16 protein-coding genes are annotated in these 19048 nt (G+C 30.5%); 12 read left to right on the top strand and 4 right to left on the bottom strand.

Features of this window, described 5'->3' with window-relative positions; translation table 11 throughout:
- Nucleotides 1-81: 81 nt before the first annotated feature.
- Both RH99_RS07135 and RH99_RS07130 read right to left on the bottom strand, forming a co-directional pair.
- Nucleotides 82-864, bottom strand: a complete 783-nt coding sequence (locus tag RH99_RS07135) for an ABC transporter ATP-binding protein (protein WP_010235890.1) — start codon at nt 862-864, stop codon at nt 82-84.
- A complete protein-coding gene (locus RH99_RS07130; RefSeq protein WP_010235888.1) occupies nt 861-1952 on the bottom strand; it encodes a FecCD family ABC transporter permease in 1092 nt (363 codons plus the stop codon). The genes RH99_RS07135 and RH99_RS07130 overlap by 4 nt, the downstream gene beginning before the upstream one ends.
- An 868-nt stretch (nt 1953-2820) precedes the next feature.
- Between RH99_RS07130 and hxlA the strand changes: the two genes are divergently transcribed.
- The 8 genes from hxlA (at nt 2821) to RH99_RS07090 (ending at nt 12750) form a co-directional block, all read left to right on the top strand.
- Nucleotides 2821-3477: a 3-hexulose-6-phosphate synthase gene (gene hxlA / locus RH99_RS07125; protein ID WP_010235886.1), complete on the top strand. Its 657-nt coding sequence runs from the start codon at nt 2821-2823 to the stop codon at nt 3475-3477.
- Nucleotides 3474-4022 carry a 6-phospho-3-hexuloisomerase gene (gene hxlB / locus RH99_RS07120; protein WP_010235884.1) on the top strand — a complete coding sequence of 183 codons (549 nt, stop codon included), beginning with the start codon at nt 3474-3476 and terminating at the stop codon, nt 4020-4022. Before hxlA ends, hxlB begins: the two co-directional genes overlap by 4 nt.
- Nucleotides 4023-4198: 176 nt before the next feature.
- Nucleotides 4199-6187 carry a transketolase gene (gene tkt / locus RH99_RS07115; RefSeq protein ID WP_010235882.1) on the top strand — a complete coding sequence of 663 codons (1989 nt, stop codon included), beginning with the start codon at nt 4199-4201 and terminating at the stop codon, nt 6185-6187.
- 473 nt (nt 6188-6660) lie between these two features.
- Entirely contained in the window at nt 6661-8448 is a 1788-nt protein-coding gene (locus RH99_RS07110) for a penicillin-binding transpeptidase domain-containing protein (protein ID WP_026038428.1), read from the top strand.
- A gap of 255 nt (nt 8449-8703) precedes the next feature.
- Nucleotides 8704-9363, top strand: a complete 660-nt coding sequence (locus tag RH99_RS07105) for an MtnX-like HAD-IB family phosphatase (RefSeq protein WP_010235879.1) — start codon at nt 8704-8706, stop codon at nt 9361-9363.
- Nucleotides 9360-10421, top strand: coding sequence for an iron-containing alcohol dehydrogenase family protein (locus RH99_RS07100; RefSeq protein WP_010235876.1), 1062 nt, complete (start codon nt 9360-9362; stop codon nt 10419-10421). Before RH99_RS07105 ends, RH99_RS07100 begins: the two co-directional genes overlap by 4 nt.
- Nucleotides 10422-10568: 147 nt before the next feature.
- Nucleotides 10569-11522: a magnesium/cobalt transporter CorA gene (gene corA, locus RH99_RS07095; protein ID WP_010235873.1), complete on the top strand. Its 954-nt coding sequence runs from the start codon at nt 10569-10571 to the stop codon at nt 11520-11522.
- A gap of 112 nt (nt 11523-11634) precedes the next feature.
- A complete protein-coding gene (locus tag RH99_RS07090; RefSeq protein WP_010235870.1) occupies nt 11635-12750 on the top strand; it encodes a THUMP domain-containing class I SAM-dependent RNA methyltransferase in 1116 nt (371 codons plus the stop codon).
- A gap of 154 nt (nt 12751-12904) precedes the next feature.
- Here RH99_RS07090 and RH99_RS07085 read toward each other — a convergent pair whose 3' ends face one another.
- Both RH99_RS07085 and RH99_RS07080 read right to left on the bottom strand, forming a co-directional pair.
- Complete coding sequence (locus tag RH99_RS07085) at nt 12905-13714, bottom strand: metal ABC transporter permease (protein ID WP_010235868.1); 810 nt, start codon at nt 13712-13714, stop codon at nt 12905-12907.
- Nucleotides 13692-14372 carry a metal ABC transporter ATP-binding protein gene (locus RH99_RS07080; protein ID WP_010235866.1) on the bottom strand — a complete coding sequence of 227 codons (681 nt, stop codon included), beginning with the start codon at nt 14370-14372 and terminating at the stop codon, nt 13692-13694. Before RH99_RS07080 ends, RH99_RS07085 begins: the two co-directional genes overlap by 23 nt.
- A gap of 325 nt (nt 14373-14697) precedes the next feature.
- Between RH99_RS07080 and RH99_RS07075 the strand changes: the two genes are divergently transcribed.
- From RH99_RS07075 to RH99_RS07060, 4 genes are all read left to right on the top strand, one after another.
- Nucleotides 14698-15186, top strand: a complete 489-nt coding sequence (locus tag RH99_RS07075; RefSeq protein ID WP_010235864.1) for a dCMP deaminase family protein — start codon at nt 14698-14700, stop codon at nt 15184-15186.
- A gap of 43 nt (nt 15187-15229) precedes the next feature.
- Nucleotides 15230-16267: a glycosyltransferase family 4 protein gene (locus RH99_RS07070; protein ID WP_010235862.1), complete on the top strand. Its 1038-nt coding sequence runs from the start codon at nt 15230-15232 to the stop codon at nt 16265-16267.
- A gap of 86 nt (nt 16268-16353) precedes the next feature.
- Nucleotides 16354-17472, top strand: coding sequence for a non-hydrolyzing UDP-N-acetylglucosamine 2-epimerase (gene wecB / locus RH99_RS07065; protein WP_010235858.1), 1119 nt, complete (start codon nt 16354-16356; stop codon nt 17470-17472).
- 346 nt (nt 17473-17818) lie between these two features.
- Entirely contained in the window at nt 17819-18997 is a 1179-nt protein-coding gene (locus tag RH99_RS07060) for an acetyl-CoA C-acetyltransferase (protein WP_010235855.1), read from the top strand.
- Nucleotides 18998-19048: the final 51 nt, after the last annotated feature.

Here is a 19048-nt window from a genome sequence, read left to right as displayed (position 1 = left end):
TAAATGTTTTAATTACTATAAATAATTAAAACATTATAAGCATAATTAATTTAGTATGTAGAATAATAAAAATAAGTTTTATTATGACAATAGAGGTACACAAGATTTAATAGTGCTTCCATCTTTATCTATTGTAGTGGCGATTTTAACATTAACACCATAAGCAGATTGAAGATTTTCTTCAGTTACAACCTCTTCAGAAGAACCTACAATAAATTTATTATTTCTTTGCAGTAAGGCAACCTTTGTAGAACAAAGAAAAGCATGATCAGGGAAATGGGATGTCATAATAATTCCTAGTCCAGTTTTAGAAAGTCTATTTATTTGCTCCAATACCCTGATTTGGTTACCGAAGTCTAGATTAGAGGTTGGTTCATCCATAATTAGAAAATCAGGCTCTTGGGTTAATGCTCTAGCTATAAGTACCATCTGTCTCTCGCCTCCACTTATTTCTGTATATATTCTATCTTTTAAATAAGATATCTCAAGCAATTCCATAGCTCTTTCTGCAATTGCTATATCATTTTTAGATGGAGAAGCGAACATGCCCAAATGAACAGTTCTGCCCATAGTAACTACATCTTTCACTAGAAATGGGAATGGAGGAGTGTGAGCCTGAGGTACATAAGCAATAATTTTAGCTAGTTTTCTCCTTGACCAATTCTGTATATTTTCACCATCTATTGATATTTCACCACCTTTAATTTTTAAGAAACCTAAAATAGTTTTAAAGAATGTAGTTTTACCAACACCATTTGGTCCAAGTATGCATAGAATTTCACCAGAATGTATGTCTAATGATAAACCACTTAGTACTGTTCTTGAACCGTAACCACAAGCGGCATCTTTTATTTCTAATATCATATCCAACCTCTCCTTCCTTTTAATAATAAATATATAAAAAATGGTGCCCCTATTAATGAAGTGAGTATTCCTAGCGGAATTTCCATAGAAAATAAGCTTCTTGCAACGTCATCCACTAGCAATAGATATGCACTACCAATAAGTACAGATGCTGGAATTAAGATTCTATAATTAGGTCCTACTATCATTCTTGCTAAATGAGGAATAATTAGTCCTACCCACCCAATCAATCCTCCTATAGAAACAGAAGCAGCAGTCATTAGGGTTGAACATAATATCATTATAATTCTAAGTCTAGAAGTATTTACACCAAGGGACCTTGCTTCCTCTTCACCAAGAGAAAGAACATTTAGATTCCATCTTAAAAGAATTATTGGAAGCAATCCAAATATCATAGAAATAACCATGAATAAAACATTTTTGGTAGTTATCGACGATAGACCACCCATAAGCCAAAAAGTGATTTCGGGAAGTTTGTTATATGGATCACCTACATATTTTATAAGCGATATAAAAGCTGAACAGAGAGCTGCAATTACCATACCTGTAAGTACTAGGCTTAGGACTCCATTATCTTCACTACTTATTAGAGAACTAATAAAATAAGTTAATGATACAGCAAGTAGTCCGAAGACAAAAGCACATATTTGTATTTCTATAAGATTAAAGGAAAAAAGAATTGCAATAGCTGCACCAAAACCTGCACCGGCTGAGGCACCTAAAATGTCAGGAGATACCATAGGGTTTTTAAATAATCCTTGATAGGTTGCGCCTGATACAGAAAGAGCTGCACCTATCATCATGGCAGCAAGAATTCGTGGAATTCTAACTTTAAACAGTACCGTCAAAACAGTATCAGGATAATTTATTTTTAGTCCGAATAATTTTGAATAAAAAATATCAAAGAATGTAGGTATAGAAATTGCGTATCTACCAACGCTAAAAGAAATAATAAAAGCTAATACTGGCAATAGTACTAATCCTATAATAAGATAATTTTTAGGTGATTTTACTTTTGTCGTTTCTGACGAACTCTCCAGTATAGTTGTTGAACTTTTGTTTAAATCAATTTTGTTTAAAATTTTCATAAGATCCTCCTTTATATAAAGTATTGTATAAGGTATGTATATACGGTGCTTTATAATGTTATGTAATGCTATGTTATGAACTATAAATAAATTCACGTAAGTAAACATAAGATTACTGTTATGATATAAAATTACATAACGTTATATAAATCAACTATAATGTCACGTGATAATCTAATGGTTTTATTATATTTTATTTTATTTTTAAAATCAAGTAGTTTTGAGTTGATTGGTGTAATAAATTGCAATTTGGTATTATAAGTATATAATTTGTTTTTTATAAAAAAATAAATTATATAATAAAAATATTGAAAAATTTATTACAATATATATAGTTATTTATAGTTATATAAAGTTTAACTATGTTTTATTAATATATTTAAAATTATACTATATAGCTATAAATAAATGAAAATGAAAGTTGTATTCTATAAAATTTCATTTTGTGGCATTTAGATATGATTTTTTATAATTCATTTACAAGGTTATAAATTATACAAAATTATTATATAAGTTAACTTAATTAATCGTAACGATACAATACATAGTAAAATAAAAGGAATTGATAATAAAATAGCTATTATTCACAATTGATATTATAATTTATAAAAATATTTTAATGGTTTACATATAAAGCTATAAGATATATGAAAATTGAAAAAATAGAAAAAGAACAATTTAAAATTAGTCCTTTTAAAAATATATTAATTAAAAATAGGTTTGAATATTTATTAATATGTATAATTTTTTTATGAAAGCTATTGACAATAAGGTAAATTGTTACTATAAATTGTAAGTGATATTAATGATTTTAATTATAATGTTAAAAGTTAAATGGCAATTAAATTAAATGAATGGAGATATAATAATGAAAATACAATTAGCACTAGATAGATTTACTGTGCCACAAGCCATAGAGATAGCAGATGAAGTTAGAATGTATATTGATTGGATTGAGGTTGGAACATCGCTTATAAAGGAATTCGGTATGGAAAGTGTAAGAGAGCTACGTAAGGCTTTTCCTGAAAAAATTATTGTAGCAGATATAAAAACTTTTGATAACGCAAAATATGAATTCGAAATGTGTTTTAATGCAGGGGCAGATATAGCAACGGTTATGGGGGCAGCTCCAATGGTTTCCATAGACACTTGTATTAATGTAGCTAGAAATATGGGAAAACAGGTAATGATAGATTTACTAAATATATCTAGTGAACAACTTCAGGACCTATGTAAATATGAGGATGCTATTTTTTGCTTACATATAAGTAAAGATATGCAGGAATTGACAGGTATAAAGCAGGAATTGAAAAGTCTAAAGGTACCTAATGCTCTTCGAAAAATAGAAAATGTAAGATTAGCTTTAGCAGGTGGAATTAATTTAGAATTTTTAAATGAATTGGGAAAAAATAATGCTGAAGTAGCTATAATTGGTTCTTCTATTACAAAAGCTGAAGATAAAGTTCTCTCAGCAAGAAGTATTAGTGAAGCAGCTTCTAAAATTAAAGGAGGAGAGCAAATATGATGAGGATTAATACTATACTGAAAGAAATAGCAGGTGTATTGTCAAGAATAAATGAGAAAGATATAGATGAATTTGTGAACATAATTAATTCTGGAAAAAGAATTTTTGTTATAGGTGAAGGACGTTCTGGATTTATGGGTAAATCTTTTGCCATGAGACTTATGCATCTTGGAGCTTCAGTTTATGTGGTAGGAGAAACCATTACTCCGGCCATTGAAAAAGATGATGTTCTTGTAGCTATCTCTGGATCTGGAACTACTAAATCTGTAGTTATGGTGGCAGAAAAAACAAAAGCACTGGGGTGTTCTGTAATTGCAGTAACAACTAACTTAGAATCTGAACTTGGAAAGATTGCTACATTTAAGTTGCATGTACCTGCAGCAACAAAATATCGTATAGAAGGTGAAACAGCTAGCATTCAACCATTAGGTTCACTATTTGATCAATGTGCTCATGTGGTTTTTGATTCAATATGTCTTGCTTATGCTGATTTGAAGAATCAAGATAATAATTCTGCATTCACAAGACATAGTAATTTGGAATAATTACAAATTACTATTTTTAGAGATAAAATAACTATAAAAATATTAAAAAACTATTTTAATAGTCTATAAAGTTAGGTAGTATATAGTTATAGTATAAATATAAGAAATTATTTTTGTAATAGAAGTAAGAAATTTGTTGAAAATGATTTTTGAAATGTACCTAAGGAGGCAATTTAATGAACAATACTGATGAATTAGTAGTAAATACCATAAGACTATTATCTGCTGAAGGTGTGCAGAAGGCAAATTCAGGTCATCCTGGACTACCTTTAGGAGCGGCACCTATGGCCTATGCTCTATGGGGAAAGGAAATGAAACATAATCCTAAAAATCCAAAGTGGGTAGATAGAGACAGATTCATACTTTCAGCAGGACATGGTTCGATGCTTTTGTATTCATTACTGCATTTATTTGGATATGGTCTTAGTATAGATGATTTGATGAATTTTAGACAGTGGGGAAGTAAAACACCAGGGCATCCAGAATATGGGCATACTGTAGGAGTAGAAGTTACTACAGGACCACTAGGTCAAGGAATTGCAAATGCAGTAGGTATGGCTGTAGCTGAACAATATATTGGAAGTAAATTTAATAAACCTAACTACAAAATAGTAGATCATTATACTTTTGCACTAGCTGGTGATGGGTGTATGATGGAGGGAATCTCAAGCGAAGCAGCTTCATTAGCAGGAACTTTAGGACTTGGTAAGCTTATAGTATTGTATGATTCTAATAATATATCTATAGAAGGAAGTACAGATATTGCCTTTAGGGAAGATGTTGGTAAAAGATATGAAGCTTATGGATGGCAGGTTATAAGAGTTGAAGATGGTAATAATATTGAAGATATAACTAAGGCAATTAGAGCATCAAAATTAGATGAGAACAAACCAAGTATTATAATAGTAAAAACTAAAATTGGATATGGATCTCCAAAGCAGGGAACTGCAGGTGCTCATGGAGAACCTTTAGGTGAAGAAAATATAAAGAAGACAAAAGAATTCTTAAAGTGGAGCAGTGAAGAAGAATTTTATGTTCCACAAGAAGTAAGGGATTACATGAAAACTCTACAAAATGATGGTGAAGCAGAAGAAGTTAAATGGAATAAACTTTTTCAGGATTATAGTAGAGAATATCCACAATTGGCAAAACAGTGGGAAATATGGCATTCAGATAAGATTCCAGAATATATTTTAGAAGATGAAGATTTTTGGAAGTTTGAAGGCAAATCAGCTACAAGGGTTTCTTCAGGTCAGGTTATAAATAGACTTGTTAATTTAATACCTAACTTAATAGGAGGTTCTGCGGATTTATCTCCTTCAACCAAAACTTACATGAAAGATAAAGGAGACTTCTCTAAAGAGGATAAGAGTGGTTCTAATCTTCATTTTGGAGTTAGGGAACATGCAATGGCTGCTATGGGAAATGGTATAGCTGTACACGGAGGCCTTAAAATTTTTGTTTCAACTTTCTTTGTATTTAGTGATTATATGAAAGGCGCCATGAGACTTTCAGCATTAATGAAGCTACCAGTAGTATATGTATTAACTCATGATAGTATTGGTGTTGGAGAAGATGGACCTACTCATGAACCAATAGAGCACTTAGCTGCTCTAAGAAGCATACCAAATTTTCATGTATTTAGACCGGCAGATTCAAGGGAAACTGCTGCGGCTTGGTATTCAGCTATAAGTAGAACAGATGGACCAACGGCATTAATACTTTCAAGACAAAATCTTCCTTTATATAAAGAGAGCTCTAAGGAATCTCTAAAAGGGGCATATATACTTAAAGATAGCAAAAATAAAGTGCCGGATATTATTCTTATGGCAACAGGTTCGGAAGTGGAATATATTTATAAAGCATCAGAAGCTTTAGAAGAAAAAGGTATTTCTGTTAGAGTAGTTAGTATGCCTTGTTTAGAAGTCTTTGATGCACAAGATGCTGATTACAAAAATACAGTTCTTCCTAAGGAAGTTAGAAATAGAATAGCAGTAGAAGCAGCATCTTCCTTTGGATGGCATAAATATGTTGGTTTAGATGGAGATATAGTAGCTATAGACCATTTTGGAGCATCTGCACCAGGAGATATACTTTATAAAGAGTTTGGAATTACTGTAGATAATATTGTAGAGAGAGCTTTAAAATTAGTTAAAGATAAATAAAAATAAATGCTTTTTAGCTTTATGGTTTTTATATTACCATAAAGCTTTTTTTGTTGGAATTTTTATAAATCAGTATTTATTGCAATAAGGCATATTCAAATAAATAACTAGTCAGTATACTAGTCTATTTTGAATTATACTACGTTAACAGAACCTTCTGATAGCACCACTATCATCAGAACCTGTTTCCTTGTATAATTCAAAATATACGTCGCATCTTTTACTTGTTATTTATTTTCACATGCCTAATAATTTTTATAGTATATATAAATAATGATGAAAATTAAATATTTATTCATAAATTTGTAAATTTTAGGGGTGAAATGCTACTTTTAATTTTAAGATATATGTGATATCATTATTTACTAATATAGTATAATTTTAATAATAAAAAGTGATATGTTAAAAGATATATGTAAATTAATTATTATAGGGAATATAGCAAGGGTTTAAGTAATAATTCGTGGAAGGTAGTGAGTATCCTGAAAGAAAAAAAAACTAGCACCAGAGTCTTTAGAACTAAGAGACTTTTAGGTGTATTTATATTATTTACCTTAATATTTACACTAGTATTAGGAAGATTGTTTTATCTTATGATTTCTAATTCTAATTTTTATAAAACTAAAGCATTACAACAATGGACAAGTCAAATTACCGTTAATGCAAAAAGAGGGCGTATACTAGACACAAATGGAAATGAATTTGCTGTTAGTGTAGAGGCCTATAGAATAGATATAGATATGAATACCTTAAGGCAATATTTGAAAATCAAGGGTATGTCTATGAGTCAATTATCCAATAAATTATCATCTATATTAAATATGAGTAACGATCAAGTATCTAATATATTATATTTAAAATCACCTAATGGTATGCCTGTTAAATTTGCTACATTGGCAAGAAAAATAGATAAGACACAAGCGGATAGAATAGATGCATTAAAAATACAGGGATTTATAATATCCTCAGACTCAAAGAGATTTTACAGAAATAATAATTTTTTAGCTAGTGCTATGGGATATGTAAATTCAGATGGTAATGGTGTTTCCGGAGTTGAACTAAGTTATAATAAAGAATTATCAGGAATAGCAGGACGTAAAATATTAGAAACGGATAATAGGGGAAATCCTTTACCTTATGAGGATTCACAATATATTCCTCCAGTAGATGGTAAAGATGTGGTTTTAACTATTGATCAGACAATACAACTATATGCAGAACAGGCTGCACAGAAGGCTTTAACGGATAATAAAGCAAAGTCTGTTACAATTACAGTCATGAATCCTAAGACAGGTGCAATATTGGCTATGGTTAATAAGCCAGACTATGACCCCAATAACCCCAATGGAAATAAAAATCAAACCGGTGAACAAATTGCTGCTTCATGGAAGAATAATGCAGTCCAAAATACCTTTGAACCAGGATCTATATTTAAAGTAGTAACTTCTTATGCAGCCATGTCGGAAAATGTTGTAAATGATGACACTAGATTTCCTGATCCAGGATATGCTATGGTAGATGGTGTTCGTATTAATGAATGGAATATGGTAGGATTTCCATCTCAGACTTTTCAGGATATAATTAAAAATTCCAGTAATGTTGGATTTGTAAAACTAGGTGTAGATTTGCTAGGTAAAGACAAGCTATTCAAATATATAAATTTATTTGGTTTTGGTCAGAAAACGGGTGTAGATTTGCCTGGTGAGAGTAAAGGTATAGTAAGAAGTACTGATAAGACAAATAAGGTTGATTTAGCAAATATATCTTTTGGACAAGGCATTTCAGTGACTGCGATGCAGTATTTAGCTGCTTTTAATTCAGTGGCAAATGGTGGGACTTGGATTAGACCACATATAATGAAAGAAATTGTGCATACAGACAGCACTACTAATAAACAAGTAGTAGATACTACATATAATAATTTAGGAGAGAAAAAGATACTTGACCCTAATACCGCTGGTACTTTAAGGACATATTTGAGAAAGGTTGTTACTGATGGAGTTGGATCTGCTGCTGAAGTCCCTGGACTTGATATAGCAGGGAAAACGGGGACTGCTCAAAAATCCAGTCCTAATGGAGGCTATGCACCAGGAAAATATATGTCATCCTTTGCAGGTATGGCACCAGCAAGTGATCCTAAGATTACAATGCTCATATCTATAGATGAGCCAGATTCAAATAATTATTATGCAGGAGCCACTGCGGCACCTGTAGCTAAGAATTTGTTTAATGAGATATTTAATTATATGGCTATAAAGTGAGATAAAGATGCAAGAGCGTAGACTCTTGCATTCTGTATTTTAGCTTATATATTACTTGTACCAGCTGCAATGGTGATTGAAACTATAGCAAAATTTATTTAACTAATATGCTTTTAATAGGATTATATATAAAAAACAGTTATTTTAATGAAAATGAAGTTTTGATTATAATTATCTAAGTGTATAATTTTAACTATAAGATATATAAATAAAAATTATATGAATAGACAAAATAACAACAAAGGAGAGGATTTTATGCTAAACTTTGCATTTATATCAGATTTTGATGGAACTCTAACAGAGAAAGATTTTTATAAAATAATAATGGACGAATACCTAAAAGATGAATGTGCACAGATGTATAAGGACTGGAGAAATAAAAAAATAAAAGATGTGGATTACTTAGGTTATGTTTTTAAAAATATAAGAAGAGATGAGAAGGAAATAGATGAGGATATAATGAAAATCTCATTTGATAAATATGCAGGTGACTTTATAAAGAAGGTTAAAGCTGCAGGTGGAGATTTTGTAGTTATTAGCGCTGGAACTAGCTATTATATTAACAAAATATTCGAAAAAAATGGAATTAAAGATGTTGATATATACTCCAATGAAGCTGTTTATAAAGATAAGGGAATACATTTTGTACTAGATGAAAAAAGTGAATTCTATTCAGAAATATATGGAATCGATAAGTTAAAGGTAGTAAAGAAATTGAAGGAGAAATATGATAAGATTTTTTATGCTGGAGATACGGAACCAGATTTAAAGGCGGCTCTTTTGGCAGATGTAGTTTTTGCTAAGGATGTATTAGTTGATCTACTAAAAAAGGAAAATAAAGAGTGTATTGAATTTAAAAGCTTTAATGAACTGTGGCCTAATGTAGAAAGGTATATAAAGGAGTGGAGCAAATGAAGGGAAGTACGCATAGAATAGCTATTCCATCTATATTAGAAGTTGGAAAGGGAAATATAGAATATCTAGGAAACATAATAGAAAAGTGTAGCTTCAAGAGGGTTTCTATATATTTTGGTGAAGGAATTTATGAATTGTTCGGTAAGAGCATAGAAAAATCAATATTAAGTGTTGGTATAGAAATATCAAGTATAGGTGAAGTTAAGGATATAGATTTTGAAGGTATAGGAATGAGAGCATTTGAAATTCCAAACGATGTAGATATGTTAATAGGTGTTGGTGGGGGAAAAGCAATAGATGCAGCAAAATATATGGCGTTCTTAAGAAAGCTTCCATTTATAAGTATACCAACATCTACATCTAATGATGGATTTGCAAGCTCAGGAGCTTCACTAACATTAAATGGAAGAAGAACATCATTACCCGCAAAGACACCTTATGGTATAATAGTTGATATTGATGTGATAAAGGGAGCACCAGAAAAGTTTATATATTCAGGAATAGGAGATTTAGTTTCAAATATAACAGCACTATATGATTGGAAGTTTGAAGAAGATAATAAAAAGACTGTAGTAGATGATTTTGCTGTAATGATATCAAAGAAAGCAGTAAATAGTTTTGTGAGAACAGAATTTGAAACTATAAAAGATGATTTGTTTTTAAAAGAATTAGTAGATTCATTAACTATGAATGGAATAGCTATGGAGATAGCCGGGAACAGTTCTCCAGCAAGCGGAGCAGAACACTTAATATCTCATGCGTTAGATACGTTTTTATCAATTCCGCAGCTACATGGTGTTCAAGTTGGAATAGCAAGTTATATAATGGCAAAGGTGCAAGATCATAGATTTAAAAGAATTACTAAGATATTACAGGAAACGGGATTCTTTGATTACGTTGCTACTTTAAAATTGAAGAAAGAGGACTTTAAGAAGGCTGTAGAAATTGCACCTAGTATAAAACCTAACAGATATACCTATCTTCATGTTAAAGAGAATATTGATATAGCTAAGAAAATTATTGATGAAGATGAAATATTAAATAAAATATTGATATAATTTATGTTTCCTATAAGTAACCGCTGTAACACCTATAGAGTTTTGCAGCGGTTACTTATTAAAAAACAATTGTTTTTAGAGAGTATAAAAAATATGGTATCTAAGTATGTAAATTTGTATTAGTAAGTAAGGAAAGGGTTGATTAAGATGCTTCGAATATTAGCCATTACAAAAGATTTAAAACCCATCTATAATTTAACCTTAGAAGAATTAGATGATAAAAATATTAAGTGGTACTGGATTGATTTTAATAACCCTACTGAAATAGAGACACAACTATTAGGGAGTTATTTTAATTTTCATAGTTTAGCTATAGAAGATTGTATAGCAAATTTAAATAGTCCCAAGATAGATTATTACAATAACTATAATTTTTTTGTATTTAATGCCTTAAATAAGAATACACTAAAGCCTGTAGAGGTAGATGTTTTTGTTAGTGAACGATATGTTGTATCTTATCATAAATCAGTATTAATTGAACTAGATGAAGCTTGGGAAAAGGCTAATAGAAATGAAGGCAACTGGGAAGATGGGACAACTTATATTGCACATCAGATATTAGACAAATTAGTAGATAATTTTTTCCCATCAGTATATAAAATTCAAGATGAACTTGATGATATAGAAGATAAAGAGGAAGATAAGACAATATATGATTTAATAGGAAATGTATTTAGAATAAGAAAGGATTTATTAGTATTAAGGAAAACGATAAATTCTATGAGAGATTTACTATACAGAATACTTAATTCAGAGAGACTTAAAAGTTTTAATCAGCACAAAATTTATTTTTCTGATATATATGACCATCTTTTAAAACTATCAAGTATGATAGAATCTAATAGAGAAATGACGGCAGATATAAGAGATAACTACTTATCAATAAACTCAGCTAAAATGAATAGAAACATGATGGTTTTAACAGTAATAACCACTATATTTATTCCGCTTACTTTTATTGCAGGAGTTTATGGTATGAATTTTAAATACATGCCTGAACTAGATTGGAAATATGGTTATTTCGGAGTATTGATAATAATGTTAATAATAGCTGTAGTAATGTATATTTGGTTTAAATATAAGGGGTGGATGGATCAGTAAAGTATTCTTAGTTATTGATACTTTATTTCTTATATATGGACATAATTTAACTAATATAATATATTTAATAAATAAGATCATTATTTATTTTAAACTGATAGGAGAAAAATACATGGATTATACTTTAATAGCAACTACTACCTTTGGTATAGAAGCAATTACATCAAAGGAACTTAAAAAACTTGGATATGAAGATCTTAAAGTGGAAGATGGAAAAGTTACTTTTACTGGAGATGAGATGGATATAGCAATTACAAATATATGGCTTAGGACAGCGGAAAGAATTTTGATAAGAGTAGCTAATTTTAAAGCTGAAACCTTTGAAGAACTATTTCAAGGAACAAAGGCAGTACCTTGGGGAGATATCATTCCGATAAATGGTAATATGCATATAGTTGGAAAGTCGATAAAATCAAAATTATTTAGTGTACCAGATTGTCAATCTATTGTTAAGAAGGCAGTAGTTGAATCTATGAAGAAGAAATACAACCGAGATTGGTTTTCAGAAGATGGACCAGAGTATAAAATAGAAGTTGCACTATTAAAGGATATGGTAACTCTTACTATAGATACTACTGGAGCAGGACTACATAGAAGGGGATACAGAAAGAATTCAGGAGGAGCACCTTTAAAGGAAACTCTTGCAGCAGCTTTAGTACTTATAAGTAACTGGGATGCATCTAAAAGTCTTTCAGATGTTTGTTGTGGTTCAGGCACAATTGTCATTGAAGCAGCTATGATAGGTAAGAATATGGCCCCTGGACTTAATAGAAGCTTTGTGTGTGAAACTTGGCCAGGAGCTGATAAAAAAATGTGGGAGCAAGTCCGCGATGGTGCTAAAAAGTCAATTAATAAAGAAGATTTTAGGATTTTAGCATCAGATATTGATACCTGGGTTTTGAGAACAGCTAAAGATAATGCAGAAAAAGCTGGAGTTTCAGAATTCATAGCTTTTCAAAAGCTTCCTATGAATGAGTTTTCTTCTAAAAAGAAATGTGGATGCATTATTTCCAATCCACCTTATGGAGAAAGAATGGGAGAACAGAAGGAATTAGAAAAACTCTATAGAGATTTTGGTAAATTATACTCACAGCTTGATGAGTGGTCAGTTTTTGTCATAACACCATATAAAGAGTTCCAAAAGCTTTTTGGGAAAAAGGCTGATAAAAATAGAAAACTTTATAATGGCAGAATTCAGTGCTATTATTATCAGTATTTTAATAAGTAAGCATATAAGAATAACTATAAGGCATATGAAAATAGACTAGCATACTGACTAGTTATTTATTTGAATGTGCCTAAGTAGGCTTAACAAGGAATTTTCCAAGTTAAGCCTATTTAATTATATTGCACTGAGTATTCTTAGAGCCTTAAAATAATCGTTAAGCTGATTTTTTCACAAAAACTCTAGATATGAGAACTATAATCAGTACGAATACAGAGGTAAGTGCAATTGTTCCACCAGGTGCACAGTTAAGATAATAAGAAAAAATAAGTCCAAAGATTATATCTATAAATCCAAATGCAATGGACCAAATAAGTGTTTGTTTGAATCCTTTATTAAGCTGCATGGCAGTGGCTACTGGAACTGCTACCATAGATGAAACCACCAGTATTCCTATTATCCTAATTGAAACAGATATAGATGCACCAACTAGAAGTGCAAATATATAATTTATAAGTTTTACATTTATATTAGCTACTTTAGCGCCATTTTCGTCAAAGGTTATATATACAAGTTTTTCATATAATATCTTTAAAAGAATAACACATATTATACTTAAGATTAAAATCGTGTATAAATCACTTTTCTCTACAGTAAGTATGCTTCCAAATAGGAATGATTCAATGTTGCCATGGGCTTTACCACTACTGGTAAGGGTTATAGCAACACCTACAGAAAAGGTAAGTATAATTGGTAGTATCAAATCAGAATACTGCTTATAGTAATTTTTTAAAAGTTCTATTAATACAGCACATATTGATGTAAATATGAATGCATATATTATTGGGCTTTGACCAAAGACAAGGCCAATGGCTACTCCTGCAAAAGAAGCATGCGAAAGTGTATCACCTACCATTGAATATCTTTTTAAAACTAGAAATACACCTATGGAAGGACATAGTATAGATATTAATATAGCAGCCATAAATGCATTTCTCATAAAGCTAAGATGAAAAACTTGTAACATTGTGTGGAACCTCCATATTAGTTTTTAAGTAATTATCTATAGTTAATAGATGACCTTTACCTTTATTCATTTTAAATATATGAGTTGAATTTTCAATAGCTGCTTTTAGATTGTGCTCTACTGAAAGTATTGTTAAATTTTTGTTTCGATTTAAATCTTTTATAAAAGAATAAATTTCTCCTTGACTTTTGATATCAATGCCTGTAGAAGGTTCATCTAAAATTATGAGTTCAGGATCACCCATTAGTGCTCTAGCAATAAATATTTTTTGCTTTTGGCCACCAGATAGTTCTCCAATGAGGGTATTTTTAAAATCTTGCATTCTTACAGTGGAAAGACATTCATCTATGCATTTACAATTCTTTAATTTCAAAGCTGATCTGTGGCATTTAAGTACTTCCTGTACAGTTATGGGGAAAGAACTATTAAAATTTTCTATAATTTGAGGAACGTAACCTATTTTTTTTGTGGATATATCAATGGTACCAATATTAGGTTTTATCAGATTAAGTAATAGTTTTATAAGTGTACTTTTACCACTGCCATTTTCACCTAAAATAGAAATGTAAGTACCTTTTTTTACATTTAGGTTTATATTATTTAAGACATATGGCAAAGATTTAGTATAAGAAAAACATAAATTTTTTATTTGAATCATGAAATATCCTCCTAAAAATGGGATTAGACACTATTAATAAATATAATTTATACGATAGATATACTGACTATATAGATTATTAACAAATGTTTGTAAAAATAATAAGTTTTTATAATAAATTAAAGATTAATACTAAATAATTATATACCTTGATGCAAATCGTTTGCAAGAGTAAATTGTACTAATGGAAATTTAGTATTAAAATATGTATAGATTGATGATATAATAAAAAGAGCATTTTTATATTTGATTTTAGATTATGTCAATTAATAAATGAATAGTTTTAATGATAATTATATATTTGTTTAATTGAAGGAGACAATGCATGCAAAGAAGAGATAAATATAACTATTATCTGGATATCGCAGAGACGGTATTAGAAAGGGGAACATGTTTAAGACGTAATTATGGTTCTATAATTGTTAAAAATGATGAAATTATATCTACAGGGTATACAGGAGCTCCAAGAGGAAGAAAAAATTGTTCGGATATAGGATTTTGTAGAAGAGAAAAATTAAATATTCCAAGGGGAACTCAATATGAATTGTGTAGATCAGTTCATTCAGAAGCCAATGCTATAATAAGTGCTTCAAGAAGAGATATGATTGGTGCGAATTTGTATTTAGTTGGAAGAGATGCAAAAATGGGGGGATATGTTAAAAATGCTAATTCATGTATTATGTGTAAGAGATTAATAATTAATTCGGGAATAAAAAAAGTTATTATAAGGGATACAAAAGATAGCTATAGAATTATAGATACTGATTTATGGATAGAGAATGATGACTCTCTTAAGGATGAAGTTGGATATTAAGCGTCTTCAATAAAATAATTACGTGTTAAGAGGAAAGGTAAATATGGAAAATTTATATCTAATAGCAATACTTTCAGCAATTATTTCATTTATAAGTACACCAATAGTGAGAAAGGTAGCTTTTATTTTTAAAGTGGTGGATATACCAAAGGATAATAGAAGAGTACATAAAAAACCTATACCAAAGCTTGGAGGGCTAGCAATTTATATAGCTTTTGTAGCTATGGTTTTATTAAAAAAGGGCCCCATAGATAAACCTGAGTTAGGTATAATAATAGGAAGTTTAATTATAGTTATTGGAGGAATTATTGATGATAAGTATAATATAAAACCTTGGCAAAAGCTAATGTTTCAAATTGTTGCGGCCTTTGTATTGATAGTTTTTAAAATAATGATATCTGTAATCACAAATCCTATTAGTGATGTAAATCTTTATATAAGTATTACTAACTTTATTGCAATTCCACTAACAATGATATGGGTTATTGGAGTTACAAATGCTTTTAATCTAATTGATGGATTAGATGGACTTTCAGCAGGTCTTGCGTTTATAGCATGTATTACTATGACTATAGTGGCATTTCTAAGCGGAAGGGCAGATTTAGAGGTAATAACACTTACAATTATATTAGGTGGAGCAATACTTGGGTTCTTACCATATAACTTTAATCCCGCTTCTATATTCATGGGGGATACTGGCGCTCAGTTACTAGGATTTTTACTGGCGGCAATAGCTATGAAGGGAGCTATAAAATCAGCTTCTGCTCTTGTTTTAGCAGTACCAATCCTAGCTCTTGGGTTGCCAATTTACGATACTATTTTTGCAATAATAAGAAGAAAAGTAAATGGGAAACCCATAGCCGAAGCTGATAGGGGACATTTACATCATAGGTTATTAGATATGGGATTAACTCAAAAACAAGTAGTGATTATAATGTACCTTATTAGTGCAGTACTAGGATTGATCTCAGTAATAGTTTTACAATTAACTAATAAAAGAGCATATATGGTTTTAGCAATTGTAATAATAGCAATAGCATTTTTAGCCTGGAAGTTTGGGCTATTTAAACACAAAAGTTAATAGACAATATAAACACAAAAAGCAAGTTAAATATATTTACTTACTTGATACTATTTGAATGTGACTAACTGTAGGAGGAATACAAATTGGATAAGATTAAGATTATAACTATTTTTGGTACTAGACCAGAAGCTATAAAAATGGCTCCGCTTGTTAAGGAATTAGAAAAAAGAGAGGAAATAGATATTAAGGTATGTGTTACAGCTCAACACAGGCAAATGCTTGATCAGGTTCTACACCTATTTGATATAACTCCTGATTTTGACCTTAATATTATGAAGTCAAAACAAACTTTAACTGGTATAACCACAAAAGTTTTAGAGGGATTGGAGGAAACTTTTGAAATAGAAAAACCAGATATGGTTTTAGTTCATGGAGATACAACAACAACTTTTGCTGGCGCTCTTGCAGCATTTTATAAACAAATTCCGGTTGGTCATGTAGAAGCAGGACTTCGTACTTTTAATAAATATTTTCCTTTCCCTGAAGAAATGAATAGAAAGTTAACTGGGGCTATGGCAGACTTACATTTTGCACCTACTAATGGATCAAGAAACAACCTGTTAAAAGAGGGTATAAAAGAAGAAAATATTTATATTACAGGAAATACAGTAATTGATGCTATGGAGTATACTGTTGAAGATAATTATAATTTTAATAATGAAGAACTCAATAATTTAGATTATAAAAATAAAAAAATAATTATGGTAACAGCTCATAGAAGAGAAAATTGGGGAATAGGCATAGAAAATATATGTAAAGCTCTAAAAAAAATAGTTCAGGAAAATGCTGAAGTAGAACTAGTATATTTAGTTCATTTGAATCCTATAGTGAAAAATGTAGTTTATAAATATTTAGATGGAGTTAGTAGAGTACATTTGCTTCCTCCATTAGACACAAAGGAAACTCATAATCTAATGAATAAATGTTTTATGGTAATGACAGATTCAGGAGGGCTGCAAGAAGAAGCACCACATTTGGGAAAGCCTGTTTTAGTTTTAAGAGATGTAACGGAAAGACCAGAAGCAGTCGCTGCTAAAACAGTAAGGCTTGTAGGAACTGATATAAACAATATTGTAAATACGGCGAATGAACTTATTAGAGACGATGATAAATATGCTAAGATGAGTAAAGCTATAAATCCTTATGGGGATGGACTTGCATCTAAGAGGATAGTGGATATAATTTTAACATACTTTAAATAGATTATTATGTATAATATGTATAATCATATGTTTTAGATTCTAATGATCTAAAACATATGATTATTAAAACGTTTTAAATTTTATTTCTTAGTTAAGTTTAAAGTATTGTAAAAGTTATCAATTGTATGTAAAAGATTTTAATATTTATTTAGGAGCAAATTTAGGTTGCCCCCTAATAATTTATATAAAAATACAAATAACTAAAGAGGATAGAAAAAAATAAAGTTTGTATATTTTTTAACAAAATCTATTGATAAAAAGGATATTTGTAGTTATAATTAAATTGTGAATTAAATAACAAACGATTTAAATATCTAATAATATAAATTTTAGGAGGTTATTTTATATGAGAGAAGTAGTAATAGCAAGTGCTGTAAGAACAGCAGTAGGTTCTTTCGGAGGAAGTTTAAAAAGTATACCAGCTGTAGATCTAGGTGCAGTAGTAATTAAGGAAGCTGTTAAGAGAGCTGGAATAAAACCAGAAGAAGTTGAAGAAGTAGTTATGGGAAATGTACTTCAAGCAGGACTTGGACAAAATCCAGCTAGACAATCTTCTGTAAAAGCAGGATTACCATTAGAAGTATCATCACTTACAATAAATAAAGTGTGTGGATCTGGTCTTAGAGCTGTGTCACTTGCACGTCAAATGATTTTATCAGGAGATGCTGATGTTGTAGTTGCTGGTGGTATGGAAAACATGTCAAGAGCTCCATATGTAGTTAATGATGCTAGATGGGGAACTAAAATGGGAGATACTAAGTTTGTAGATGAAATGATTACAGACGGGTTATGGGATGCTTTCAATGATTATCACATGGGAGTAACAGCTGAGAATATAGCAGAAAAATGGAACCTTACTAGAGAAGATCAAGACAAATTTGCTCTTTCTTCACAATTAAAGGCAGAAGCTGCTATAAAAGATGGCAAATTCAAAGATGAAATAGTCCCTGTAGAAATACCTCAAAGAAAGGGAGATCCTAAAATATTTGATACAGATGAATTCCCTAGATTTGGTACAACAATAGAAGCATTGGGAAAACTTAGACCTGCATTCAAAAAAGGTGGTACAGTAACTGCTGGAAATGCTTCAGGTATAAATGATGGAGCTGCTGCATTTGTTATTATGAGCGCAGAAAAAGCTGAAGAACTTGGAGTTAAACCACTTGCTAAAATAGCTGCTTTTGGTTCAAAAGGACTTGACCCTGCTATAATGGGATATGGACCAGTTGGAGCTACTAAGGTTGCGCTTAAAAGAGCGAACTTAAAAGTAGAAGACTTAGATTTAATTGAAGCAAATGAAGCTTTTGCAGCTCAAAGCTTAGCTGTTGCTAAAGACTTAAACTTTGATATGGATAAAGTTAACGTTAATGGTGGAGCTATAGCTATTGGACACCCAGTAGGAGCTTCAGGTGCTAGAATATTAGTTACACTTGTACATGAGATGGTAAAAAGAGACGCTAAAAAAGGTCTTGCTACACTTTGTATAGGTGGCGGACAGGGAACTGCTCTTATAGTTGAAAGATAAAATTTAATTATTACTAATTATATAAAAATAAGGTGAAGATTTCAATCTTCA

It is taken from the genome of Clostridium arbusti SL206 (genome assembly GCF_000246895.1).
Taxonomy (GTDB): Bacteria; Bacillota; Clostridia; order Clostridiales; family Clostridiaceae; genus Clostridium_I; species Clostridium_I arbusti.
Note: the sequence above shows the minus strand (reverse complement) of the source record. Positions and strands in the feature narration are given on the sequence as shown.